The organism is Alicyclobacillus sp. ALC3, assembly GCF_028751195.1.
Lineage (GTDB): Bacteria > Bacillota > Bacilli > Alicyclobacillales > Alicyclobacillaceae > Alicyclobacillus_L.
On record NZ_CP066784.1, the window covers coordinates 2,663,401 to 2,687,858 of the forward strand.

Here is a 24,458-nt window from a genome sequence, read left to right on the forward strand (position 1 = left end):
GACCTACGTCGTCGCCAACGGTCTTTGGAGATTTGACGAGGTACCTGCATGGTCGTCAACCACCGTGCGATTTGCCCTCTCCCGGTCTGACCGCACAGGCAGACATGGATTTGACTTCCTTGATGCGATGTGGAGAGGGGCCGGTGTTCGGTGCCGTATTCAGACCGCTCACACGGACAGGCTGTTCGGACGCCAAGGGATAGTTCTCGCCGTCGACGTAGCGAAACCCGGACTTGAACACATACAGGGCTGGAGTTCTGGGAACTAATTCGTGTCGTTCCAAGCTGTACACATACTCGGTCTTTTCCGTTGACACTGGATTCATCACTCCACGGGCTAGGAATCATGCTGGGCAGATAAGCGGTTTGTGCGACCGCCGACTATAACTGCGTCTGTGAAGCTGCACGGTCTTTGCGGCGCCTTTTCTTGACGTCTCTGTACTCATCGACACTGCCTAAGACAGGGATGCTCAGGTGGCGAGCTATGTCCTGTTCATTCTTGAAGCGCAAATCCAAGTACTCTCTTAGGAACGCCAAACCCAAACCGGCAATTAATGCCATGGCTGTGGCGAGGATAATGGTGCGTTTTTGGTGCAGCAGGGCAGGGGTGGTTGTGGCAGGGTCAATGACAGTCCCGCCATTGAAACCAGGGATGTTGTGATCAGTCGTCATGGTCGTCGAGATGGCCCGGAGCAGGTCAGTACCGTATGTGGCATCGGTCGTATTGAGTGACATGGTCACCAAAGTTCCGTTGAATGTAAACACAATGGGCAGCAAGTCTGTTAGCGTATAGTGTGAACCTGTATCTTGATTGATGATGTCGGTGAAGAACTGGCTTTGCAGGACCCCCGTGTCTGTCGCGGTATCCGGCACCCCGTTCAGTTGGTTGGTTTCGGTCATGAGCACTGTCTCACTCACCGTGTAGGTTGGTGGCCTATGCATGATGTAGAACCCGCTCACAATGGCGGTGACAAACGGAATGAACAGCACCATGAGCAATCGTCTGCGAATGACGTACCAGTACTCCCGCAGTTCCATCTCAATCCCTGCCTTCGGTTTAGGGTGATTTACAGGTTCCAAGACGATGTGACTTGTTGATTCGTTAAAGTTGCGCCAATGGGATACTTGCGGGCGTGCTTCGGAACGCGATTCAAGATACCGCCAATGATGTGAACGTCCATTTCCTTTAATTGTGCCAACGCCTTTTGTGCCACAATCCGGCTCGTTCGTTGTGCATCCACGACAAACACGACTCCGTCCGCCAGACGGGCTATGACGAGTGCATCACTGGTTGTCAAGAGAGGCGGGCTGTCTAGCAGAACGACATCAAATTCCTGCCTGACCTGGCTGATGAAACCGTCAAATTGGTCCATGGCCAGCAACGGCGATGGATTTTCCGGTTTGTGGCCGCCCGGAAGAACCTGGAGGTGCGGGATGTCAGTCGGGATGATGCATCGAGGGGATTCTTGGCTGCTAGAAAGCACACTGCTCAATCCCACGTCGTTGTTGACATGGAGCCGGTTGTGAATGTCTGGATTGCGCATGTCTGCGTCAACGACTAGCACTTTCAGGCCAGATTGTGACAGCGTGACCGCTAGGTTACAGGTAGTTGTCGTGCGTCCCTCACCTGCTGCGGCGCTGGTGACCAAAATGACCTGACCATGGTTGGCCTCTGTCCGAAATTGAATGTTGGTTCGGATGGTATGATAAGCTTCCGCTGCAACTGAACTCGGACTGGACTGGGTAATTGGATCCGGGTGTCGCTTAGTTCTGGACATTGTGTCTTCACTCCTCACATCGTTCTATATAACGAACGTATTGAACGCGTTCAAACTCAGGACCGAACGAGGCTCCAACCGGTAGTCACGCATCGATGTCATCATGTGCGCGGTCGCGCGCGGCCGCGCGCGGCCGCAGACGACTCGAGCAGCACGCAGGGGGAGTCGTGCCCTACCACGAAACGCTCCTTCGCCCCGACGCTAGAAGTCTTCCGCAACCAGAGACTGAACGGACACATTTAGAACTTTCGAAATCCGTTCTATGACCTGAAGCGACGGGTTCGTCTGGAGGTCTCGCTCGATCGCGCTCAAATACGACTTCGCGACGTTCGCGCGTCTGGATAACTCAGACAGTGACAGTTGTCTTTCCCGGCGCAAAGACTGAATTCGCTTCCCGATCATAGACATGTCCCCTAAACGTCAAGGACTTGGCCCCGAGTACAGAGCACTGTAGATGCGAGTGCCAGACGCCTTGTTCTTTTTCTTCGTTCACAATACAGCACATTGATGTTCTTTATCAAAAACAATAATCCGAGTAATGCAGAGAAAACGGGAGGTATCAAGCTTATTTTGTTCGTTATAACGAATTTTGAGTGAATATCCGATTTTTCAGTCAAGCTGTCGTGAACTATAGTGAACATTATCGTTCTACATAAAGAACATTCCGTGTTCGAGGTGTTCCCAGTGAACCACTTGGCTAGGTACAGAAAGACGCTTGGGTTTCTGACAGACCTCATCACGATGGTGGCCGGCTATTACGTTGCGTATTGGCTAACGAGCGTCTTCGACGGGCACGCGACCTTTGCCTATATGCATGCTAGATTCCTGCAGACGGAGATGCTGTGCTTCGTATCGTGGACGCTTACTGTTGCCATCTACGCCGAATACCCGAGTCGGCGCAATGCTGGCATTGCGCGGGACTTGCTGAAGGTCGTCTCTATGAATCTGTGGGCTGTCCTGATTTTTTCCGTTTCGACATTCATCTTGAAGGAAATTTCGGTCAGCCGGCTATTCGTGTTCAGCTACGTCTTGACAGAGGTCATTCTGATGTTTCTGAATCGATACTTCGTGCGGCTGGTGCTGTACCTGCTTCGTCAGTACGGTTGGGATTCCAGAACCAGAGTCCTCGTCGGTGTCAGCCAGCACGCGCTGCGCTATTTAGAAGAAGTGGCGGAGAACAAACAATTTGGTTTGCAACTGGTCGGATACGTTGCTGACGCCGAACACGAGTGGGACATCCCCTATTTGGGGTCCATTTCGCATATTGAATCCATTTTGTCTCAGTTGACGCCGGACGGCGTGGTCATTGCTCTGAAAATCTCCGACCCGAACACTGAGCGTGTCATTAGCGCTTGCGAGGTCCTCGGTATCTCCGTGGAACTGCTCCTGGACGGTTTGTCTTCGAAAATTGCTTCGAGCACTGTGCATCACGGAGCAAGGATATCCAGTCTTGCGCTTTCTGCCATCCCGCACACCCCTACGTCGCTGCTGGTCAAGCGCATTACGGACATCGGGATTAGTGTGTTGGCCATTCTCTTATTAAGTCCGCTCTTCCTCTTTGTCGCGATTGCCATCCGCATCGAAGATGGTGGGCCTGTGTTTTTTGTGCAGGAACGTGTGGGGCTGAAAAATCGCAAATTTCAAATGTTTAAGTTCCGCAGCATGCGTGTCGATGCGGAGGGCTTAAAGCCGAGTTTGCTCCACATGAACGAAATGTCAGGTCCTGTCTTCAAGTTGACCGATGACCCCCGAGTGACTCGTGTGGGGGCGATGCTTCGCCAAACGAGCATCGATGAGCTCCCTCAGCTGTTTAATGTCCTCCTTGGCAGCATGAGTCTGGTCGGACCTCGGCCGCCGCTTCCATCAGAAGTGGCTCTGTACGACGACATGCACCGTCGTCGGTTGTCTGTCAAGCCAGGTTTGACGTGTCTGTGGCAAATTGCAGGCCGTAACGACATTGACTTTGACCGCTGGATGGAACTTGACCTCGCCTATATCGACAACTGGTCCTACCTGAACGACGTAAAAATCATGTTCCGGACGATTCCGGCTGTGTTACGGCGGCACGGAGCGCGCTAAGGAGGGGGAGAACCGGTGAAGGTAGTCATCGTACACGACTATTTGAATCAACGTGGAGGGGCAGAGCGTGTGGTCGCGGTGCTGCATGAGATGTATCCAGAGGCTCCGATTTACACGTTGTTTGTCGACCGAGCGAAGCTCTGGCCAGCCATGCGGGATGCCACTATCATCCCAAGCATTTTGCAACGCTTTCCTTTTATCGTCAACCACTTCAAGTTGTTCTTCTGGCTGTATCCGTTCGCCATTCGCACCCTGCGTCTTCCACCGTGCGACGTAATCATCACGTCGAGTAGCGCCTACGCCAAAGGGGTTCGCCTGCCCAGACGGGGTTCGCGTCCGGTACACGCATGCTACTGTCACACCCCGATGCGCTTTGCGTGGGACTATGACCGTTACATTGCACATGAAACAAACAGTCGGTTCCTTGCGCGGATGGCCCGCGTGTTGGTTCCGTCGCTGAAGTGGTGGGATGTTCATACCTCGCGGCAGGTGGATGCCTTTATCACCAACTCCACGGCTGTGAAAGACCGCGTCCAGACACTGTATCACCGAGACGCAGTCGTCATTCACCCACCCGTCGACACGAACCGCTCAACTGGCGTACCTCTCGTGCCTGGCAATACAGACTACTACCTGCTCGTCGCTCGTCTTGTTTCCTACAAGCGGCTTGATTTGGCTGTGCGCGCATGCACATCGAGCGCTCGCAACCTCGTCGTCATCGGCACGGGACCGGACCTGGCACGGCTACAATCCATGGCTGGACCGACCGTGCAGTTTGTCGGGTGGCAAACGGACGCAGCGGTGGACCAATACATGAGTGGCTGCAGGGCGTTGCTTTTTCCCGGGGAAGAGGACTTCGGCATTGCACCGATTGAAGCGAATGCAACCGGCAAGCCAGTCGTCGCATACCGCGCGGGGGGTGCGCTCGACACCATTCAACACGGAGTGAACGGCATTCACTTTGCTGACCCGACGGTCGAGTCATTGCTTTTTGCTTTGGCAGAGTTGGAGACGAAGGTGTGGGATGCCGCGCAGATTAGGCGACACGCCGCAAAGTTCTCGCATCCGCGCTTTGAGCGGCAGTTTCGGACCTACATTGAGAGACTGGTGGCAAACAGCGGACGACTTAGCCGAGATGTCACTTTGACCGTGCACGAAGGAGGTATCGCTCAGTGAATGTGCTCATTGTCGGGACTGGGTATGTCGGGTTAGTGACCGGCGTCTGTTTTGCAAGCCATGGCCATGAGGTCCTATGCGTGGACGCGGATGCGCGCAAAGTGCGTCAACTTCAAGCCGGTCACTGCCCGATTTACGAAGACGGATTGGAGTCGTTGCTGCGGGAACAACTGCAGGCTGGTAGGCTGCGTTTTGCCGCGCAAGTTCCACCAACTGCAGCCCATGAGGTCGCCTTGATTGCTGTCGGGACACCGTCTGGCAGCGATGGCACTGCAGACCTCACAAACGTGTTCGCGGTGGCTAAAGAGCTCGGCCGGAAGTTGCAACCGCGGGCTGTGCTGGCGACGAAGAGCACAGTACCGGTCGGGACTGGGGACAAGTTGGAGCGCATGCTCGTCGACATGGGTCGAACTGACCTGCATGTTGCATCCACACCGGAGTTTCTACGTGAAGGGACTGCGCTAAAAGACACGCTGTATCCAACTCGTCTCGTCTTTGGGATTGCTGATGTGCATTCGAGCGAGGTTTTGAAAAGACTCCACGCTGGTGTCGAAGCACCCGCAGTGCTCTGTTCACGCGCGACCGCGGAGATGATTAAGTATGCCTCCAACGCATTTTTAGCGACCAAGATTTCGTTTATCAATGAAATTGCGAACATCTGTGCACGGGTGGACGCAGACGTCTCTCAAGTCGCCATCGGTATGGGGATGGACCCCCGCATTGGCGGCTCATTTCTGCGCGCCGGTCTCGGTTACGGTGGGTCGTGTTTCCCAAAAGATACGCGCGCACTCGTGAACATCGCTGGCGATGTCGATTACGACTTTAAGCTCCTTAAAGCGGTTGTCGAGGTGAACCAATTGCAACGCACCGCTCCGCTTCGGCAACTAACCGATTGGCTCGGGGATTTGTCGGGCAAACACATTGCCATTCTTGGCGTTGCCTTCAAACCAGGGACGGATGATACTCGCGAGTCCGCTGCTTTGGAACTGGCGCGCGTTCTGCGTGATCAAGGGGCTCGATTGACGCTCTATGACCCAGTGGTCCGCCGCTGTTCAAGTCACTCCGGGTCGCCAATCTCCGTGTTGGACGACCCTTACCTGGCTGTGCTCGATGCGGACGCGGCAGTCGTCGTGACAGAGTGGTCGGAGATTGTCGATCTCGATTGGCCACTCGTCCGGCAGCGGATGCGACAGCCATTTCTCTATGATGGCCGGAATGTTCTGGCACCCTACACCATGCAGTCGATAGGCTTCACGTTCGCTAATGTCGGCCGGCGCGCGATGTCGGCAGCACTGCAGGTGTGACGACAACTGCTGCCTATTTTGGTCACTCGGAGGTCGCTGTGTATGAATATCCTCGCTAGTGGATTGGAATGGTTTTCCGACCGCCCTGGTGGCTTGCCGCGGTACTTTAGCGAATATCTGACCGCGTGGACTGGCCAAGGCGAGGAAGCGAGCGCCCTGGTGCGTGTCCCACCGCAATCACCCCAAGCCTCCCGCCCGAGTTATGTGCAAGGGCTCCCGTTAGACTCGAAGAACCCGATTGCAGTCAGGCGAGCTTGGAAAACGACCTTCGAGGAGGAACTCAAGCGGAGTTCTTTCGACGTTTTTAACCCGCATTTTGCCTATTATGCGTGGGGCTGGTTGGATGTGAGGTCGACCATCCCGATGGTGACTCACTTCCATGGTCCATGGGCGTACGAGTCCTTAGTGGAGAACGACGGACAGAATCGGGTGAAGAAGTCACTGGAGTTCAACCTGCAACGGTGGATTGAGCGCAGTGTCTATCGCAACAGCAATCGGTTCATTGTACTGAGCCAGGCATTTCGTGACGAGTTGGCGAGCCATTACGGAGTACCTGTGGAGAGAATCCACATCATCTCCGGTGCGGTAGACACGAACCGATTCACGGACAGCTTCGCGCGCCAGCGCGTTCGCAAGGCACTGCACATCCCCGAGGACCGCTTCGTCCTTTTAACTGTCCGGAGACTGGCACGGAGAATGGGCCTGGAAAACTTAATCCACGCCATGGCCAATCTGCGCGAGTCGTTTCCAGACGTGTTGTTGCTGATTGTCGGTGGGGGCCGCCTGTACGATGAGTTGCGCGTGCTCACGTCGAGGCTCCACGTACAAGACAGCATTCGATTCACCAACCGTGTACCGGATGAAGTCCTGCCTCTGTATTACCAAGCTGCAGATTTATCTGTGGTGCCCACGGTCGCCCTCGAGGGATTCGGATTTGTCACCGTAGAGTCGATGGCTTGCGGTACGCCTGCCGCAGGTACACCGATTGGTGGGACAAAAGAGATTCTCGAGAACTTCGACGCGAATTTGCTGTTTGCCGGCGCTACGACGGAGGACCTGGTTTCGGGGCTCGGGCGGTTGCTTCGCGATCGAACGCAAATCCCCTCACGAAGTGCGACGCGCAATCACGTTCTGAATCACTACACATGGGATGTCGTCATTCCGCAGATACGCCACGTGTTCGAAGCGGCGGGTGCAGGCCGATGAGCTTGAGCGATAACGCGCTGCCACGAGACCTGACTGTCAGCCGTTCTGACGGCCGTCGACTTCGCGTCCTCTACTACAGCCACTCCGCGGATGTGAGTGGGGCGGAAATCAGCCTGCTTCTGACCGTGTCTCACATGCAAGGCGAGGTGGTCGACACGGTTTTAGTCGCACCTTCAGGGGAAGTGACGGACCGTGCGCGGAACCATGGCATCTACGTCGTCCCTGTCCGCGGTTATCGTGCCCGCATGTCTTTGCATCCTTGGCCACTCGCGAAAGGCATGGTCGGAACCGTTCGCGCGGGTATCGAACTTCGGCGGGTGGTGCGGAAAGCCGCACCGGACATTGTGCATGCCAATTCCATTCGCGCCGGGCTCATCGCAGTCGTAGGCGTGATGGGCCGTCGGACTCAACTGGTATGGCATGTGCGCGACAACTTGCCTAACAATGTGGTCGGCAGGGGGATTCGAACCGTCGCGTCATGGCGGGCAAACAAGGTGTTTGCCATCTCGAGAGCCATTGCAGCGAACTTCGCGATGGGTCAGCGCCTGCAACGGAAAACGACAGTCGTCCACAACGGCATTGATGTTTGTGAACCCGAGGGAAAGTCCATCCGCTTTCACACCGACCTGTCAGCAAGCAGATTTGTCCTAGCGGTCGTCGGCCAAATCGCGCCTTGGAAGCGGCAGCACGACGCGGTTCAAGCGTTTGCAGCATTTTGTGAGATTGCCCCAGACAGCGAACTGTGGATTGTTGGAGAACCGAAGTTCCGTGACGAGAACATTCAGTACGCCAACACGTTGGAAACAATGGTGCAGCGACTGGGCATCGCGGACCGGGTTCGTTTTTTAGGGTTTCGCACTGACGTCGCCAATGTCATGGCGTCGATTGACGTTCTCGTTGTACCCTCCGAGAACGAGCCGTTTGGACGCGTAGTCATTGAGGCAATGCTGGCGGGGAAGCCCGTCATCGGGACGCGCGGCGGGGGCATTCCAGAAATCGTGATGGATGGACAGACTGGTTATTTGGTCGAAACCGGTGACACAGCTGCCATGGTGGAGCGGCTTCGCACGTTGCATGCCGACCCGCTGCTCGCGAAACAAATGGGGAAGCGGGGAAGAACGCGCACCTATCAGGATTTTTCCATTGAAAGCAAAGTTGAGCAAATTCACGGAGAGTACAGGGCACTCATCTTGAGTCGGTCACAGAGGGGGTTGTAACGTGAAACGACGACACATAGTCTTGGTGGCGAACGACGTCGGCGGGGTCGGCGGAATGGAGAAGCATCTGGAAGAAATGATTGCGCGCATGAAGCAGGACTTTGCCGTGACGGTGGTGTCTTCGTCATTCCGTGTCAAGGACCCATCTGGAGTTCGGTTCATCCGCATCCCGGTCGTTCGTAAACCGTTTCCGCTGATGACAGCGATGTTCTCGGTCCTTGCGTCAATTCGTTTGCGGTTCTTGCGCGAGTCCATCATCCACACCACAGGTGCGATTGTCTTTCACCCGGCCGATGTGGCGACCATCCACTTCTGCCATGCAGGCTACGTCCACGGAGTTACCGCGGATTCGAGACAAGGCAAGGCGTTGCCTCAGAAAGTCAATGCGCTGCTCAGCCTTCGCATCAAACTGTATATGGAAAAACTCTGTTATCACCCCCGTAAAACGGCACAGTTGGTGGCTGTCTCGGGTCGGGTCCGGCACGAACTGCAGGCGTTTTATCCGTATTCATCGGAGGCTATCGAAGTCATTCCGAACGGGGTAGACGTTGCCCGCTTTTACCCCCGGTCGGCGCAGGAGAAGTCTCGCCTGCGTACGGTCAAACACTTGCCGCCAGACGGAATTTACTTGCTCTTTATGGGCGGAGATTGGGAACGTAAAGGTCTGCGGCTGTTGCTGAGTGCATTCAATGTGCTCGCAGGGGACTATTCAAACCTGCGTGTGGTGGTGGTCGGGTCTGGGGACGCAGTTGCCTTCATGCGCACGGTTGAGCCCATGTTCCGTGACCGAATTTACTTTGCGGGTCGACAACGTGATCCCGAAGCTTGGTACGGACTCGCCAACATCTTCGTCTTTCCGTCTCACTATGAAGCCTGTTCGCTCGCTGTCCTTGAAGCGGCTGCCAGTGGCCTTGGTCTGGTGCTGACGGATGTGGGTGGCGCTCGCGATGTCGTCGATGATGGTGCCAGCGGCTGCATCGTCGCACCCTCTGGTGCCGAGATTGCCCGCACCATCGCCGCACTGCTGGACAATCCGGTGCGGATGCAGGCGATGGGGCAACTAGCGCGTGCACGAGTGGAATCCATGACTTGGGACGATACCTATCGCCGGTTTAAGGCGTTGTATGACCGCTTGTCCCCTGTACCAGAACAGCACGCACAAGGCTCGAGTAACGAACCAGAAGGGGCGGCGAACCATGCTTGACATTCATGCGCAGCACGTGGAGGCAGAGCAAACGCTGTCCGAATTTCCGCAATCTACGCAGCCGACCATCCTTGCCGTGGTCACGCAGGGGGATAAAAGTGCCGATGCCGAGCGACTGTGCGCACTCCTGAGTCAACTGCCGTACGAGCTGTTTCCCTTTCATCGTCACGGGAAACGTCGGGCGTTTGTCGAGTTGGCGGCGAAGTTGTGGCGGGACAGACCGGACCTGGTTGTGCTGGAAGGTACAGGGTTGGCTGGCGGTCTGGCGGTACTCCTCGCGCGATTGGCAGGGCGCTCGCGCTACGTCGTCAGCACTGGCGATGCCATTGGGCCGTACGTACGCAAGTTCCATCCAGTCCTTGGACTTGCCTTTTCGTTGTACGAACGCGTTTTGTACCGTTGCTGCGCGGGAGTCATCGGTTGGACTCCCTACTTGGTCGGCCGGGCATTGACATTTGGCGCTCCGTACGCCATGACGGCTGCCGGCTGGGCGCCGTTTGAACGCACAGAACAAGAATTGCGCGAGGCGCGCCAACGAATTAGGCGCAATCTAGGAATCCGGTCTACTGACATCGTCGTCGGCATCGTCGGGTCGCTCAACTGGAATGCGCGCGTGGGCTATTGCTACGGCTATGAACTGGTGAAAGCGCTGCTTGTATCTGACCGCAGTGACGTACACGTGCTCGTTGTCGGTGACGGAGACGGGCGCCCAGTGCTCGAGTCGTTGGCTGGTTCACAATTAGGGCGTCGGATTCACCTGACAGGGCGTGTGAATCGCGATGCTGTACCGGATTACTTGGCTGCCATGGATGTGGCCAGCTTACCTCAGTCCATTGACCAAGTCGGAAGTTTCCGGTACACCACGAAAATCAGTGAATATATGTCCGTTGGGCTGCCGATTGTGACAGGGCACCTGCCACTTGCCTACGACTTTCCGACAGACTTGTTTTGGCGCTTGCCAGGGGATACCCCCTGGGGGGAGACGTATATTGCGGCGCTTGGCGAGTGGATGAGCGCAGTGTCCGCGCGTGATGTCAAACGAAGGTCTGCGCATCACGCGACCCACATGGTCATGTTTGACAGGCAGTCGCAGACGGAACAAGTCACTTGTTTTATACGGGACCTGTTGGGCTCTCGTGACTTCGTTCGGGACGGCATCAGCAAAGAAACCCACGGTTGAGAAATCACAACCCATTCGCTCCAGTCCCCTGAGAAGTTGTGTTTCTTATTACGAACAAAATACGCAAATATCCTTTTCACAACAAGTTGAGTGCGCTATACTTTGGATAATGTTCGTTATACAGAACGCTTATTTTGTGAACCGGGTTGTGTCAGACAGCAAGTGACTCCGGGCTGTGAATGGAAAGTGTGTTGAGTGGAGGTCACCACATGCATGTCATGGTTGTTATGCCACTTGGAGAGTTCGGCGGTGGCGCGGAGAGGATGCTGTACAACTACCTTGCGCACCGAAAGCAAGACGGTTCTCTGCGCGTATTCGTTGTATTCCTGAGTCCGGGAAGGTTGGCGGACTCAGTCAGAGAAATGGGCTATTCGACTGCCGTCGTGTCGGCCGGGAGAGTTCGAGAGGTAGGCCGATTACTGGCGACCCAACGCAGTGTTGGACAGTTGATCGACACCTGGAGCATCGACCGCGTCCTGGCCTGGATGCCGAAGGCCTGTGCTTATGTCGCGCTACCTGCGCGGATTCGCGGCGTGCCACTGCTGATCTGGCGGCATGACATTCCGACCGCTCTCGACCGCTTGGACAAACTGGTTCTTCGGCATGGACGCCCGAGGAGTATGGCTTGTTCAAGTGAGGCTGCGAACCGCGCATTACAAGCCTGTGGCGTTTCGGGAGTCTCGACAGTCGCCATCCATCCGGGGGTTGCTCCAGTTTCGTTCGATGCCGAATCGGTGCAAGCGATACGCGGCAAATTTCTTGGGAACTCTCCGGGACCCATCGTCGGGACCGTGACACGTCTGCAGCCTTGGAAACGTGTGGACCTCCTGTTGCAGTCCGCAACCCTGCTCAAGGCTCGTTTCCCGGAAGTCAAGGTGTTGGTCGTTGGCGGCGAGAGTCATGGGTTGTCGAAGGGTCACGCGGCCCAACTCCAATCATTAGGCCGGCGACTGATCGGCGACGATGCCCTGTTCGTCGGTGAGCAAAGCAATGTCGGCGACTGGCTGCAGGTCATGGACGTATTCGTCTTGCCGAGCAACTGCGAGCCATTCGGGATTGCGCTGGTTGAAGCACTCCTGGCTGGCAAGCCCGTGGTTGCATGCGCGGGCGGGGGACCGGATGAAATCGTTGGCGATGACGGCATTGGTGTGCTTCTGCCCGCATCTCCGACGCCACAGGACATGGCGGCCGCGATTGCACGGTTACTGGACCCACGCGCACGCTCCAAGGCAAGAACAGTCAACCCGAAATCAGCCGCTCGGTTCGCGCCTGAGCAGATGGCCGTGCGTATCGACGAGTGGTTAACCACTGCGGATTCGTTTGAGCATTCGCACTAGAAGGGAGGGTTTCACGTGACACTGTGGTTTCGACTGACGAGCGCGGGCCGCCTGACACTGGGCTTTGTGGTGTTAACCGCACTGGCATTTGCCATCGGTCGCGTCGGACTCGACCCATTGATGATTCGTACACTGCTGTTTGGTGTACTGTTGCTGTTCGCGCTGGGATTAAGTGTGAAAAACCCAGCAGCCTCGATGTTTTTCTTGATTCTGTACGTGCCACTCTTGGGGTTATTGCGGCGGATTCTCATCCCGGTAGCTGGTTGGGGAACCTTTGACCCACTGGTCATATTAGAACCCGTCGTCGTTCTGTTGCTCGGTTCTTACTGGTTTTACCGGACCTATTTTCTGCGTGAATCCATTGTGAATGACACCCGCACCTTTAAGTTGATGAGATGGATGATTCTGATTGACGTACTAGAAGTCATCAACCCTAAACAGGGTGGACTCACTGTTGGCTACGGCGGGCTGATATTTTACGTTGTCCCGCTCTTTTGGATGGTGCTTTCAAGACAGTACCTCGATCACAGGCGGATGAAGAAAATCATCGCTGCGTCGACCGTAATGGGCGTTCTTGTAGCGCTGTACGGGTTGAAGCAGACCTATTTTGGCTACTTTCCGTTCGAGCAGCAGTGGATTGCACTCACCAACATTATTTCGATGAATGTGTATGGCTCGGTTCGGGCGGTATCGACCTTTACCAGTGCACAGGAGTACGCGACATATCTGGGCGTTGCCATGATGTTTGCCTGGTTCTACGTACTACGTGGCAAGCGGTCTCTGAAGATGCCTGCACTCGTTGCGCTAGGAGTAATGGGTTGGGCGCTGTTCATGGAATCTGCACGAGGTCCGATTGTTACGACAATGCTTGGCATGGCGATGATGACGGTGTTCAGCGTGCGGCGTTTACGAAGTCGACTCACTCTTCTCGCTGTTGTTGGCGGTTCTCTCGTCGTGGTGTTCATTGGTATTGGTCACATACATTCAGGCAATGGACTGATTGTCCACGATGTCTCGGGTTTGACCAACCCGTTACACTCGAGTGCTACAGGACACCTTACGAGGATGTGGGCAGGCATCTTGACTGGTCTGAAGATGCCGATTGGTTATGGTCTTGGCAGTACGACAACGGCCGCAGGCAAGTTTGTCTCAAACGGCAATCTGGGAACGGAGGTAGACATCAGCAATATGTTTGTCTCCGACGGTGTCATTGGTGGAGTCCTCTACATCGCGCTGTTGGTGAGTGTATTTTACCAGGCGTTTCGCCAAGCGCACTTTAGATCAAACACGGGCCTCATCGCCATTGGTGTACTGTGTGCCGCGGGTGGACAGTGGGTAAACGGAGAACTCTACTCTGTTGCGGCTCTGACTTGGATTATCGTAGGCCAATTAGATCGCGAGAGTCCTCACTATCGAACTGAATCAGCTTACGCGAGTGGCACGGGTTAAGGGAACCGCTCTCACCTAAGGAATGCTGTATAGGGCAACATGCCAACGCATATTTTGCCGGAAGGGGAAGCCTCGATTGCGAATTGCGTGGATAGGACCGATGGTTAGTGCTACTGGCGGTGGGGCGAGTGGCGTGTCGCGTCAATTATTGCTTGAATTGGCAGCCAGGGACCTCGAGATTGATTGCTACTTGGCCGGCGCGTGGGCTGCCTTGCCTGAGGAGTTGAAGCGGCAAACGAATCTTCGATTTATGTGTCAGAAGTCATCGTGGGAATGGAACAGGTGGTACAGTCGCAATAATTTTTTGGCGTTTGTAACTGGGCAGGCGGCCAACCTGCGAACGGAGAACCGACTGGCCCACGAGTTGTTACAACGACACCGGTTGCAACCGTATGACCTCATATACCAGTTTTCACACATCGAGTTGTCGTCCTTGCGTCGCTATCGCAAACAACTTCCGCCGATTGTGATTCATCCTTCTGTGCACGCGCATGGCGAGCTTCGGTGGCACAGACGGGAGGCACAGCTCTCAAAGCGGACGGAGAAGTTGTTGGTTCGACTGGGGGTTCGGACACTCCTGATGGCGCGAAGTATGGTGCAAAGGCGACACATCCAACTGCCTGAACGTGTGCTAGCTTTGAGCCAAACTTTTGCCCAGGACCTCATTTCTGACTACGGATTGTCTCCGTCGACCATTGACATTGTGCCAAACCCGGTCGATCTTCACATGTTCCATCCGCTTTCCGCACACCTTCAGGCCACAGTTGAACGCAGTCGTAGGCGGACGGTCATCTTATTTGTTTCCCGAATCGCGGTGCGCAAGGGGGTCGAACAAATTGTGGAACTTTCGCATCGATTGGATGACCTCGCCGACAAAATTGAAATCCATGTGGTCGGGAACAAGTCGCTCTGGTCCGACTACATGGGGCTGCTCCAGGCCATGAACCAGAGAACCGCAAGGTATCTTGGCGCAGTTTCCTACCGAGAAATCGCAGAATTATACAGAAACGCTGACATGTTGGTGCAGCCGAGCAAGTATGAGCCGTTCGGGTTGACGGTTGGCGAAGCTTTGGCAAGCGGTGTACCGGTAGTCACCAGCGATAAGGTTGGGGCTGCAGAGTCGGTACACCCCATGTGTTGCAGAACATTTTCAAGTAACGATATGAGTGCGTTCGAAAACGAAGTCAGGAAACTGCTTCATGACCTTTCCGACACAACGCTCAAGCACGATATCTCCCAGTTAGCCCGAGCGGAATCCGTGCGTCTGTACGCTAGTTCAGTGGTGGGCGACACGCTCCTGCGCAGCTTTCGCCAACTGGTCGATGACGAGACACACGCCGCAGCGACGCATACTGGGCTTCGGTTTGGGGGGAGTGTATGAACATTTCCGTGGTAGTCCCCACGTACAAGCGACTTCACGACTTGCGGCGCTGCTTATCTGCCTTGGACCAGCAGACGTCTTTACCGTATGAGGTGATTGTCGTGGCGAGGTCTTCGGATTTCGAGACACTCACGTACATTCACCAGTGGACAGCTCAGAAGGCCTCGTACAGTCGCAAGCTTTGGATAGTTACGCTGCCAGGGCAGGTTCACGCCTTGGTGCAGGGAGTGGAAGCTGCAACAGGAGATGTAGTCGCATTTACAGACGATGATTCGGCGCCTTCGTCCAACTGGTTGCGAAACATGGCTGTCCACTACCAAAATCCCCGGGTCGGTGGCGTGGGGGGGCGAGACATCCTCAGAAATCACCCCGTACTTCCGCTGCAGAGAACAGTCGGCAAGCTGACATGGTACGGCAAATTAATTGGCAACCACCATTTGGGTGAGGGACCGCCGCGCGAGGTAGACGTCTTAAAGGGTGTGAATATGTCCTTTCGAACGCAACTGGTGCAATTCTCTCCATTTTTGCGGGGGACCGGGGGGCCGGAGACACACAATGAAGTGGGTGTGTGTTTGCGGGTGAAGCGCCTTGGCTATGCGCTCATCTATGACCCTGAAGTCGTCGTGAATCACTACGCTGTCGCCCGGGTCGATTCTGAACAACGCACTCAACTCAGCACGAGACTCGTGCGACACTCCGCCTTCAATATGCAGATGTCCCTCCTAACGTGGACACCTTGGCATCAGAAGCTATCCCGACTCGCTTTCGCGACGCTCGTTGGAGATAAAGCCTACCCGGGGCTTGCCCGATTGGGCATCGCCATATGTAGACGGGAAATTCGCGTCATCAAGTCTTTCGCTCCCGCCCAGCTAGGCTTTCTGATTGCTTTCATGTACTGGCTTTTCCGTGCAGGGAGTGACAACAAACGGCGGGCTTCAGAAACTCCGACTCCACGGCACACAGTGACCACGGAGGATGTGTAAAATGTCAGGACCCAATGCCTTTCGATTGTCGGTGTGTATATGCACGAGAAACCGACCGACCGAGCTCATGAGAGCGTTACAATCACTATCCGCCTGTCAAGGGTACGTTCATCAGGTTGTCGTTTCTGACGATAGCACTAGTGACGAAACCTGCGATATTGTCAAAAATGCAGCTTGCGCCGTTCAATACGTGAGAGGGCCAAAACGCGGGTTGGGCGCAAACCGAAACCATGCACTGCGGGTCGTTACAGGGACGCACATCTTGTTTGTTGATGATGATGTGTTCGTCGAGTCCGAATTTGTCCCCAATATCATCCGGCACTACGAAGGCGTGGCGGCACACAAAAGGCAATCGGTGATTGTGACTGGGCTTGAAAACAAGCAAGGCGAGCTCATTGTTCCGCATGAACAAAGCTTCCTAGGGTTTCAGAAGAAAGCTTACGGGGAGTCGACAAAGCTCCGAACCATCGTCATCAATAGCACCGTATTCCCTGCCGAGGTTTTTGCAATTCTGCAGTTCGATGAGCAATTGGTCTATGGTTATGATGAGGTAGACATCGCGACCCGTGCATCCTATACAGGGTTTGAGATTGAACTGTGCCCGACAGCTATCAACAGCCACTATCCTTCCGAACTGAATCGAAGCGCTTACCGCCCCTACATCCATGCGTCTAGATTGTATGTGACATTCAAACGCTATTGGTACAGCGAGCGCCGTCCCATCAAGGCATTGCTATTCGTGCCCGTCGCGGTTAGCCACCTCTTGACTGCGTCGCTGCTACACCACGGCATTGCCGGAGCCACGTCCGCGGCACGCACGATTGGGCTGGCACTGTCGTACTCGCGAAAGGCAGTCAACACCGCTCCGTGGATGGAACAGTCGAAATGATTGAGCAGACTGAGACACGGAAGACGATGTCGAGGAGCGCGCTGACACTCGTAGCTCGGCAAACCACAATACAGGCATTTTCTTTGTTCGCCTCTGTCATCTTGGCGCGAATCCTGACGCCTCGAGACTTTGGTTTGTACGCCATCATCGGATTTTTCTTGCAGTTTCTGACGTTGGTCAGTGACGGCGGGATTGGTGCGGGTCTGATTCAACAGGGCAGGAAACCTCGTAAGGATACGTATGCCATAGCGTTTACGCTGATTCAACTGCTGTATTTCGGAGCATGTGTTCTTGCGGTGCCTGGGGCGCTGTTGTTTGCTCACTTGTATCGCTCAATGTCTTTGAACATCTGGATGATTTACACGTTTATTCTAGAGTTCTATTTAAGTTCCTTTCGGGTTATTCCCGCCGCCAAGCTCGAGCGTTCGTTAAAGTACACGAAACTAGCAGTCGTGGAAACCTGTGAGTATTTTTCTTTTCAGGTCGTCACCGTTGTCCTTGCGTTTCTGGGTCATGGGGTCTGGAGCTTTGTCTTTGGAGCGCTTGTCAGCAGAGTGGTGGGTCTGGTCCTGCTGTACACTTTGTCTCCATATATGCCGAGGCTTCGGTTTGAACGGGACACTGCACGTAGACTGATGAGATTTGGCGCTGCGATGCAACTGGCGAATGTGCTGAGTTTTGCACAAAACTCCATTTCCCCTTCATTTGTTGCCTTTAAGCTAGGGACAGCTGCTGTTGGCTTTTCAAATTTTTCCTATAAAGTGGGCTCCTATCCTACCTACCCGCTAAATGCAGTGCGCCGCATGATGTTTCCGCTCTTGTCACGCATACAGGACAACGAAAAATTGTTTCGACGAACACTGAACGACATCATTAGGGTCAGCAACATTGTGTTGTTTGGAACGACAGCTGTTCTCCTTGGCGTGGTACCGGACGTGGTCAAAGTTGTATTCGGCAGTAAGTGGATGCCTTCTGTAGAACTCATCTACGGGGTTCTTTTCGGGACTTTGTTGCTAGGTTATACGAGCCCAATCTACGCCGCGATTCAAGCCAAGGGGCGTGGCAGAGTTTTTCTCATGACGAGTGGTCTGAGTGCGTTCGTGTCCTGGATTGTTGCAATACCGGCCGTGATTCTATTCGGATATAACGGTCTGATGGCGATGTATCTCTCGACACTGCTCACGTTCCCCGTATTGTTAGTGATGGCCAGGAAATACGTCAAAGTGCGCATCTGGGCTCACTTCTGGCGCCCTGCTTGTGCGCTGGCAGCGACCTACGTCACGCAACGCCTTGTCGTGGATGGGCTCCATCCTCATACGCTTGCTTCTGTGCTGGTTTGTGTACTCTTCGGTGTACTTCCGTACAGCATTGTCATATTTACCCTAGACAAAAAAGTGAGAAGGTGGACTGTATCCGCTATCGTGAAAATCTTACACCAAGGTTCGCCTTTCGGACGGCGAGCAGAGCAGCACATATAAGGCTGCTGTGAATACGGAGTGGAACCTGTACAGACTACGGTTCATTCCTACATGGTTTTCCATCTGTGTATCACTGAACGGAATGATTGTGAGGAGGTGAGTATGTTGGCGGAGAATCGACAACTACGGATTTGTATGGTGAGTGAAGAAACCATTGTCGGCAAGAACGCGATGATTCCCGGAGGGATTGGACAGTACATTTTGAGGTATAGTGAGTCGCTGCGTGACATGGGCCATCAAATCACGGTTGTCTGTCGGGCTGAGCGTAGTTTTGATAGCGTTGACGAGGGTCTGCGCGTGGTTGGACTCAACTGCAGGAAGGTGCCGTGGAATCTGTGCCTGTTCAAGTGGCTGTGGAGGAATCGATTTGACATTGTGGAAATTCCTGATTGGGGTGGCCAAGGAGCTGTTGCGGCCGTGTTCCTCCCGCGCAGCAGGGGAGCTATCGTGACCCGAGGGCACGGACATAGCTTGTTCGTGCAACGGGCTCATGGGCGACGGGAGGTAAAGGGGCGACAATTCTACAAGGAGCGAGTGCAACTGCACTGTAGTGACGGTATTCTGGCGAACTCCTTGTATTTACGTGGCATGTTTACAAAAGACTTCGACATCAAGGAGCGGGAGATTGACGTCTGCCACATTGGCGTGGACCCAGGTGCCGTTGGCAACGTAGGGACAGTCGACCCTCAATTCAACGGGGCTGTCCTCATTTACGTGGGGGGACTCGACAGACGAAAGGGCCCCGTCCACTTGTTGTACATTTTACAGAAAATGAGATGCCGCTATCCGATGTACGACACAAAGCTGATGTTGGTGGGACCCGATACGCCGACAGGGCCGGACGGAACTTCATACATGGAGTACTGCAAGACTGTGGCAGACGAACTAGGAGTCTCCGAGAGCGTGCAATTCTTTGGAGTCGTACCGAGGAAACAATTAGCGTCACTGTATGCTCAAGCGAGTATCTTCGTTTCGGGTTCGCACACTGAAACCCTGGGAATTCCGTTTCTTGAAGCCATGAGTATGGGACTGCCCGTGGTGACCTGGCAAAGAGGCGCCGCCCCAGAACTGATTGTCCAGGGGCAAACGGGGTACACCATCGAATTTGGCGACATGGAAGCCTTTGCTCAGGCGACGGCCTCAATGATAGTCGACCCTGTGACTTGGCAGGCGTTCTCGCGAGCGGCGAGGCAACACGTGAGGGACAATTTCTCGGAATCCAAGCTGCTGCACAATCAGGTCACGTGGTACCGCGATGTGGCGGCGGGGAGAGCCAGACTGGAAAAATGATGCCATGAGAGATTTTCCGTAAACAAGGGGAAGCAGTGAGGAATTGGTGTACATCTGCTGTTTCGTTCATTATAATGAACACATAGAAACGGTATATCGCACAACGCTTCTGAATTTGCTGCCGCTAGACACTACACGATATCCGCCAATTGGCATGCGGCAAACGCGGACTGCCGATGCACACGCAAAGATGGTGAGGGATGAAGGGATGACTCGCAACGGGCGACCGAGCCTGAACGCAGAACACAATCGGCTGTCTAACAAACACGTTTTTCACGAGTCTGGCTTCATCGCAGGCACAACTGCGCACATTTGGCACGCGTCTGTGGCGGACGTAGCGGCATCGATAATGGACTACTACGCTGTTTTGTCAGACACAGAGAAAGTGAGAGCTGACAGATTTCACAGTTTGGAAGACCGGCGCGATTACGTGCTACGCCGAGCGGTTAGGCGGTTGATATTGGCCGAATACGTGGGCTGTGACCCTCGCGAAGTTGAGTTCGGAACGTACCAACATGGCAAACCGTTCTTGCTGGGCTCTAACGGTTCCATCAGGTTCAATGTCACCTATACGAAGCATGTCGTGCTCGTCGGTGTGACGAATGGGACAGAACTTGGCATTGATGTGGAGTTCATCAATCGTGAATTTGATTGGCTGCCAGTTGCACGTAAATTTTTCCCCGAGCACCAATTGAAAGACCTCAGGTCCCGTACGGGTGATGCGGCCAGAACCCTCTTTTTTTCGTTGTGGACGCAGACTGAAGCCATTCTTAAGGCGCGTGGAGTAGGTCTCTCTGGCATCAAAGAAGCGCTTGAATTCGATGGTACGACGGCCAAAGACTTTAGAATTATACCTTTTGAACTACAAGGCAGCTGTCACGGTTCATTGGCGGTTGCTCACGCGATTTATCAGGTTGATTTTTATCGTTATGCAGACGTTTTTACTAGATAAGGCGCTCACAATGCGATGTCAAAAACTAAAGTGACGCGGGTACGAAGGGGCGAAGGTCATTGTCGATTCATCAGGGACAGGTTGCTGAAGACGAGTTGGACATATCGCTAATCCACTCCGACCAGGTGCGGTTGCTCCATGGCCTATTTGAAAAGACCTCGCAGTTGTTCCCACAAAACTGCGCCATTGAACACCTCGGTGACAGATATAGTTACCTTGAAGTAGAAGCCATGGCGAACCAACTGGCACATTTTTTACTCCAAGAAGGCGTCCATATCGGGTCAAGAGTGAGTGTTTGGCTGCCGCGTGGTGTGGAACAGTACATTAGTCTCTTAGGTGTCATGAAAGCCGGCGCAACGTATGTTCCGCTGGACGAGTCGTGCCCAACCGACCGTGCGTGTGACATTTTGGAGGATGCACAAGTCACGCTACTGCTCACGAACAAAGCGGTGGTCAGCGACCGGACCTGCCATACCAGCGTGATGTTGTGGGATGACCTTCACCACCAAATCAATGGCTTTCCCACGCACCCGCCAACCACGAAAGGTCAGACAAGCGACTCACTTTGCTACATTATTTACACTTCGGGATCGACAGGAAGGCCAAAGGGCGTCAAGGTCAGTCACCGCAATATCATCCATTATGTCGACGCAATCCAGAAAGTTCATCCGGCATTTCCGCAAGACCGCGTCTATCAAGGCTTTAGCATTTCGTTTGATGCAAGTCTCGAGGAAATTTGGTTAGCATTTTCAAGCGGAGCAACCTTGGTCATAGGACAAACCGTCCCGACCTCAGAGTGGTTGAGGCGGATGGGGATTACCGTGTTGGGATGTGTGCCGACGTTGCTCAGTATGTTGGACGGCGACATCCCATCCCTTCGACTGGTTCTTTTGGGCGGGGAAGCGTGCCCATCCCAATTGATTAAGCGTTGGTACAGTCCGGGCAGAGCCATATATAACTGTTACGGTCCTACGGAAGCCACAGTTGCGGCCACTTATGCGCTATGTGATCCGAATCACCCTGTCACGATTGGCAAAGCGTATCCGGGTTATGAGGTTGTTCTGCTGAATGAGGCGTTCGCAGCTGCGAACGAAGGGGAGATATGCATCGGAGGTCCAAGTGTCTCCACGGGATACGTGAATCGTGAGGACCTCACCAATGAGAAATTCGTTGCGTGGCCGACCGGATCGAACAATCGATTCTATCGAACGGGTGATTTAGGTCGGTACGATGACCAGGGTAATATCGTTTTCCTGGGGCGAATCGATTCGCAAGTGAAAATTCGTGGCTACAGAATTGAACTCGAGGAAATCGAATCAGTGCTCATCTCGTACACTGGCATCCAGCAGGCAGCGGTGAATGTTCGGCCTGATGCTTCCGGTACTTTGGACCTCGTCGCGCACTTGGTTCCTGTCACATCGATTGATGAACAGCGTTTGTTGGAGCACTTAAAGAGCTCGCTTCCACTTTATATGATCCCGACTTACATTCACTACGTTGACAGCCTGCCGCTGTTGACGAGTGGGAAACTTGACAGAAAGGCGATTCCGGATGATGGGGAGTTGCAACGGTTGGTCGGCCGTCACAGCCAACACGCAGACCGAACTCTCTGGAGCGCTGAGGAACAACAGCTCGCGGACATCTGGAGACAACTCTTGAAACTTGATGAAGTCGGACTGAACGACAATTTTTTTGATTTAGGTGGTCACTCTCTATTAGCGGCCAAAATGTTCGCAGACATTGAGACGGCGTTTCACCAGTCGCTTCCGGTATCCGTGATTTTCGAAGCGGATACGATTGCAAAATTGGCCAACCTATTGACGACGGGGAACGGTGACGAGAATACTTCGTCGTTGGTGACCATGCAACGAGGTGAATCAGCCACACCAATCTTTTGCATTCACAATGTGGACGGCGAGGTTGTCGCTTATCGCCACTTGATCAAGCACTTCAAAGATAAGTATACAATCTATGGGGTTCGATACGCGCAAGACCAAAGCGGTTCGCGTCCGACGGTGGCTGACCTAGCTCGACGTTACGTAGAAGATATCAGAAGAGTCCATCCTGACGGTCCCGTTGTACTGGTCGGTCACTCGCTTGGTGGCGTGATTGCCTATGAAATGGCAAGACAATTCATCGCGCACAAACAGCACGTACACTTACTGGCAATGATTGATACCACTCAGCCAGAGTACACTTTTGAGCGAATGTCGCTATGGCAAAAGACCGTAAACGATGTAAAAATCGGGCGGTCGATGTCATCTCAACGCTTGGGGTCATTTGTGCTGCGTAAATTGCGCAACCTGCTTGCTTCTGGGCTGCAGCGGTCTGCGGGTGAGCAATCCGTTCAACTGCCAGTGATGACTCAGTCACAGGAACTGAGCTATGCAACCTGCCTCTACACACCTGTCCCTGGCGTTGAAAAGATCGTTCTCTTTCGGGCGTCACACCGAAAAGCCGAGGACGTAATACTCGATGAAACACTCGGGTGGGGGAAGGTTGCAACCGTGGATGTCTACCATGTGGCAGCGAGCCACAATAGCATGCTTGACGAGCCACATGTAACGGACATAGCCGCGCGCGTTATCAACTACCTCGGGTCTGTCTAAAAGCGCATCGGCGGTTACTGAATCAGCCTGTGTTTGATGTGGCGCGCATAGCTGATTAACAGCTCGGGATGTGCGGCTACAACCGAGGCCGCTGCGAAAAATTTACGTTGTGAATACAGTTGTCGAGCACGAATTTCTTCGAGGGCAGCCGACGCATCTCGAATCTTTTTCTGCAGTGCTTGTGCCACATCCCGATGGAGGTTGTATGGCTCACTGGTTGACAGTTCGCGTAGCAAGCGAGCCCAATTTTCCCAACCCGCGGCCGCACTCTGTGTCAGAGAACCCGGGCGCGATCGATAGTAATAATGCGCTCTCGGATCGATGACCGCTTTGGCACCTTGAACCAGGCAGTCGAGTAAAAACACGTAATCCTCGCCAAAGGCAATCTGGTCTTTGTAGTGAATGTCGTGCTGCAGTAGGAAGTTTGTATGTATCAATGGCTGTAGGACGGCATAGTCGTCCTCTACCATCTTGTGAGGCGTGAGAACTCGGACGTCATCCATGCGGCCGATGACTTTTTCCCTCGATTGAAAGTAGCGAATCCACGGGACATCTGCTCCGTCCTCGATCAAATACAAATCATCGCATACAACTTCAGCGTTGTACTGTTCGGCCACTTCCAGCAGGTCCTCTAAGCGGTTCAGAGTCCACCAATCGTCCGCGTCAAGTACAGCCAGCCACTGTCCCTCGGCTTTGCTGATGGCGTGATTCCTCGAGAAAGAGGGCCCGCGATTTTCAGTATTTTTGTACAGTTTGATGCGCGGGTCCGCAAGGCTCCGCACGACTGCCAATGTCTTGTCCGTGGAACAGTCATCGACAACGATGACTTCAATGTTTGGAACGGTTTGTTCCAACGCCGACCGGATGGCGCGTTCGATGTATCTTTCCACATTGAAGGCTGCCATGATGACAGAGACCAAGGGTTTGCCGTCCATCGTATAGACACT

Annotated in this window: 21 protein-coding genes; 16 read left to right on the forward strand and 5 right to left on the reverse strand. The window is 54.1% G+C overall.

From position 1 onward, the window contains the following. Positions 1-55: 55 nt before the first annotated feature. The 4 genes from JC200_RS12550 to JC200_RS12565 all read right to left on the reverse strand — a co-directional run bounded on the left by JC200_RS12550 (position 56) and on the right by JC200_RS12565 (position 2,179). Complete coding sequence (locus tag JC200_RS12550) at positions 56-316, reverse strand: hypothetical protein (protein ID WP_274432039.1); 261 nt, start codon at positions 314-316, stop codon at positions 56-58. A gap of 64 nt (positions 317-380) precedes the next feature. Beyond that, positions 381-1,037 carry a YveK family protein gene (locus tag JC200_RS12555; protein ID WP_274432040.1) on the reverse strand — a complete coding sequence of 219 codons (657 nt, stop codon included), beginning with the start codon at positions 1,035-1,037 and terminating at the stop codon, positions 381-383. Between the two features lie 29 nt (positions 1,038-1,066). Then, the gene (locus JC200_RS12560) at positions 1,067-1,777 is read right to left on the reverse strand and encodes a tyrosine-protein kinase family protein (RefSeq protein ID WP_274432041.1); all 711 of its coding nucleotides are present in this window, start codon (positions 1,775-1,777) and stop codon (positions 1,067-1,069) included. Positions 1,778-1,978: 201 nt separating this feature from the next. Beyond that, positions 1,979-2,179: a helix-turn-helix domain-containing protein gene (locus JC200_RS12565; RefSeq protein ID WP_274432042.1), complete on the reverse strand. Its 201-nt coding sequence runs from the start codon at positions 2,177-2,179 to the stop codon at positions 1,979-1,981. 282 nt (positions 2,180-2,461) lie between these two features. On the opposite strand from JC200_RS12565, the gene JC200_RS12570 reads away from it, so the two are divergent. The 16 genes from JC200_RS12570 to JC200_RS12645 all read left to right on the forward strand — a co-directional run bounded on the left by JC200_RS12570 (position 2,462) and on the right by JC200_RS12645 (position 23,511). After that, on the forward strand, positions 2,462-3,856 hold the full coding sequence (locus JC200_RS12570; protein WP_274432043.1) for a sugar transferase: 1,395 nt from the start codon (positions 2,462-2,464) through the stop codon (positions 3,854-3,856). 15 nt (positions 3,857-3,871) lie between these two features. Then, positions 3,872-5,032: a glycosyltransferase gene (locus JC200_RS12575; RefSeq protein ID WP_274432044.1), complete on the forward strand. Its 1,161-nt coding sequence runs from the start codon at positions 3,872-3,874 to the stop codon at positions 5,030-5,032. Then, on the forward strand, positions 5,029-6,336 hold the full coding sequence (locus tag JC200_RS12580; protein WP_274432045.1) for a UDP-glucose dehydrogenase family protein: 1,308 nt from the start codon (positions 5,029-5,031) through the stop codon (positions 6,334-6,336). The genes JC200_RS12575 and JC200_RS12580 overlap by 4 nt, the downstream gene beginning before the upstream one ends. 42 nt (positions 6,337-6,378) lie before the next feature. Then, positions 6,379-7,542, forward strand: coding sequence for a glycosyltransferase family 4 protein (locus JC200_RS12585; RefSeq protein ID WP_274432046.1), 1,164 nt, complete (start codon positions 6,379-6,381; stop codon positions 7,540-7,542). Continuing rightward, positions 7,539-8,759, forward strand: a complete 1,221-nt coding sequence (locus tag JC200_RS12590; protein ID WP_274432047.1) for a glycosyltransferase family 4 protein — start codon at positions 7,539-7,541, stop codon at positions 8,757-8,759. The genes JC200_RS12585 and JC200_RS12590 overlap by 4 nt, the downstream gene beginning before the upstream one ends. Before the next feature lies 1 nt (position 8,760). Continuing rightward, positions 8,761-9,963: a glycosyltransferase family 4 protein gene (locus JC200_RS12595; protein WP_274432048.1), complete on the forward strand. Its 1,203-nt coding sequence runs from the start codon at positions 8,761-8,763 to the stop codon at positions 9,961-9,963. Then, positions 9,956-11,143: a glycosyltransferase gene (locus tag JC200_RS12600; RefSeq protein WP_274432049.1), complete on the forward strand. Its 1,188-nt coding sequence runs from the start codon at positions 9,956-9,958 to the stop codon at positions 11,141-11,143. The genes JC200_RS12595 and JC200_RS12600 overlap by 8 nt, the downstream gene beginning before the upstream one ends. Before the next feature lie 209 nt (positions 11,144-11,352). Then, positions 11,353-12,480, forward strand: a complete 1,128-nt coding sequence (locus tag JC200_RS12605; RefSeq protein WP_274432050.1) for a glycosyltransferase family 4 protein — start codon at positions 11,353-11,355, stop codon at positions 12,478-12,480. A gap of 15 nt (positions 12,481-12,495) precedes the next feature. Continuing rightward, positions 12,496-13,929: a hypothetical protein gene (locus tag JC200_RS12610; protein ID WP_274432051.1), complete on the forward strand. Its 1,434-nt coding sequence runs from the start codon at positions 12,496-12,498 to the stop codon at positions 13,927-13,929. A gap of 76 nt (positions 13,930-14,005) precedes the next feature. After that, positions 14,006-15,310, forward strand: coding sequence for a glycosyltransferase family 4 protein (locus JC200_RS12615; protein ID WP_274432052.1), 1,305 nt, complete (start codon positions 14,006-14,008; stop codon positions 15,308-15,310). Continuing rightward, the gene (locus tag JC200_RS12620; RefSeq protein WP_274432053.1) at positions 15,307-16,293 is read left to right on the forward strand and encodes a glycosyltransferase family 2 protein; all 987 of its coding nucleotides are present in this window, start codon (positions 15,307-15,309) and stop codon (positions 16,291-16,293) included. The genes JC200_RS12615 and JC200_RS12620 overlap by 4 nt, the downstream gene beginning before the upstream one ends. A gap of 1 nt (position 16,294) precedes the next feature. After that, complete coding sequence (locus JC200_RS12625) at positions 16,295-17,182, forward strand: glycosyltransferase family 2 protein (protein ID WP_274432054.1); 888 nt, start codon at positions 16,295-16,297, stop codon at positions 17,180-17,182. Further along, positions 17,179-18,660, forward strand: coding sequence for an oligosaccharide flippase family protein (locus JC200_RS12630; RefSeq protein ID WP_274432055.1), 1,482 nt, complete (start codon positions 17,179-17,181; stop codon positions 18,658-18,660). The genes JC200_RS12625 and JC200_RS12630 overlap by 4 nt, the downstream gene beginning before the upstream one ends. 105 nt (positions 18,661-18,765) lie before the next feature. Then, positions 18,766-19,950, forward strand: coding sequence for a glycosyltransferase family 4 protein (locus tag JC200_RS12635; RefSeq protein ID WP_274432056.1), 1,185 nt, complete (start codon positions 18,766-18,768; stop codon positions 19,948-19,950). Positions 19,951-20,158: 208 nt separating this feature from the next. Continuing rightward, positions 20,159-20,902, forward strand: a complete 744-nt coding sequence (locus JC200_RS12640; RefSeq protein WP_274432057.1) for a 4'-phosphopantetheinyl transferase family protein — start codon at positions 20,159-20,161, stop codon at positions 20,900-20,902. Positions 20,903-20,961: 59 nt separating this feature from the next. Further along, positions 20,962-23,511, forward strand: coding sequence for an amino acid adenylation domain-containing protein (locus tag JC200_RS12645; protein WP_274432058.1), 2,550 nt, complete (start codon positions 20,962-20,964; stop codon positions 23,509-23,511). 14 nt (positions 23,512-23,525) lie between these two features. Here the strand turns inward: JC200_RS12645 and JC200_RS12650 are convergent, their stop codons facing one another. Further along, the gene (locus tag JC200_RS12650) at positions 23,526-24,446 is read right to left on the reverse strand and encodes a glycosyltransferase family 2 protein (RefSeq protein ID WP_274432059.1); all 921 of its coding nucleotides are present in this window, start codon (positions 24,444-24,446) and stop codon (positions 23,526-23,528) included. Positions 24,447-24,458 lie beyond the last annotated feature (12 nt).

Coding starts and splice junctions, on each gene's coding strand:
- JC200_RS12560 (WP_274432041.1), bottom strand. CDS start 1,777: ATGTCCAGAACTAAGCGACACCCGGATCCAATTACCCAGTCCAGTCCG.
- JC200_RS12650 (WP_274432059.1), bottom strand. CDS start 24,446: ATGGACGGCAAACCCTTGGTCTCTGTCATCATGGCAGCCTTCAATGTG.
- JC200_RS12620 (WP_274432053.1), top strand. CDS start 15,307: ATGAACATTTCCGTGGTAGTCCCCACGTACAAGCGACTTCACGACTTG.
- JC200_RS12555 (WP_274432040.1), bottom strand. CDS start 1,037: ATGGAACTGCGGGAGTACTGGTACGTCATTCGCAGACGATTGCTCATG.
- JC200_RS12585 (WP_274432046.1), top strand. CDS start 6,379: ATGAATATCCTCGCTAGTGGATTGGAATGGTTTTCCGACCGCCCTGGT.
- JC200_RS12605 (WP_274432050.1), top strand. CDS start 11,353: ATGCATGTCATGGTTGTTATGCCACTTGGAGAGTTCGGCGGTGGCGCG.
- JC200_RS12565 (WP_274432042.1), bottom strand. CDS start 2,179: ATGATCGGGAAGCGAATTCAGTCTTTGCGCCGGGAAAGACAACTGTCA.
- JC200_RS12640 (WP_274432057.1), top strand. CDS start 20,159: ATGACTCGCAACGGGCGACCGAGCCTGAACGCAGAACACAATCGGCTG.
- JC200_RS12600 (WP_274432049.1), top strand. CDS start 9,956: ATGCTTGACATTCATGCGCAGCACGTGGAGGCAGAGCAAACGCTGTCC.
- JC200_RS12590 (WP_274432047.1), top strand. CDS start 7,539: ATGAGCTTGAGCGATAACGCGCTGCCACGAGACCTGACTGTCAGCCGT.
- JC200_RS12625 (WP_274432054.1), top strand. CDS start 16,295: ATGTCAGGACCCAATGCCTTTCGATTGTCGGTGTGTATATGCACGAGA.
- JC200_RS12630 (WP_274432055.1), top strand. CDS start 17,179: ATGATTGAGCAGACTGAGACACGGAAGACGATGTCGAGGAGCGCGCTG.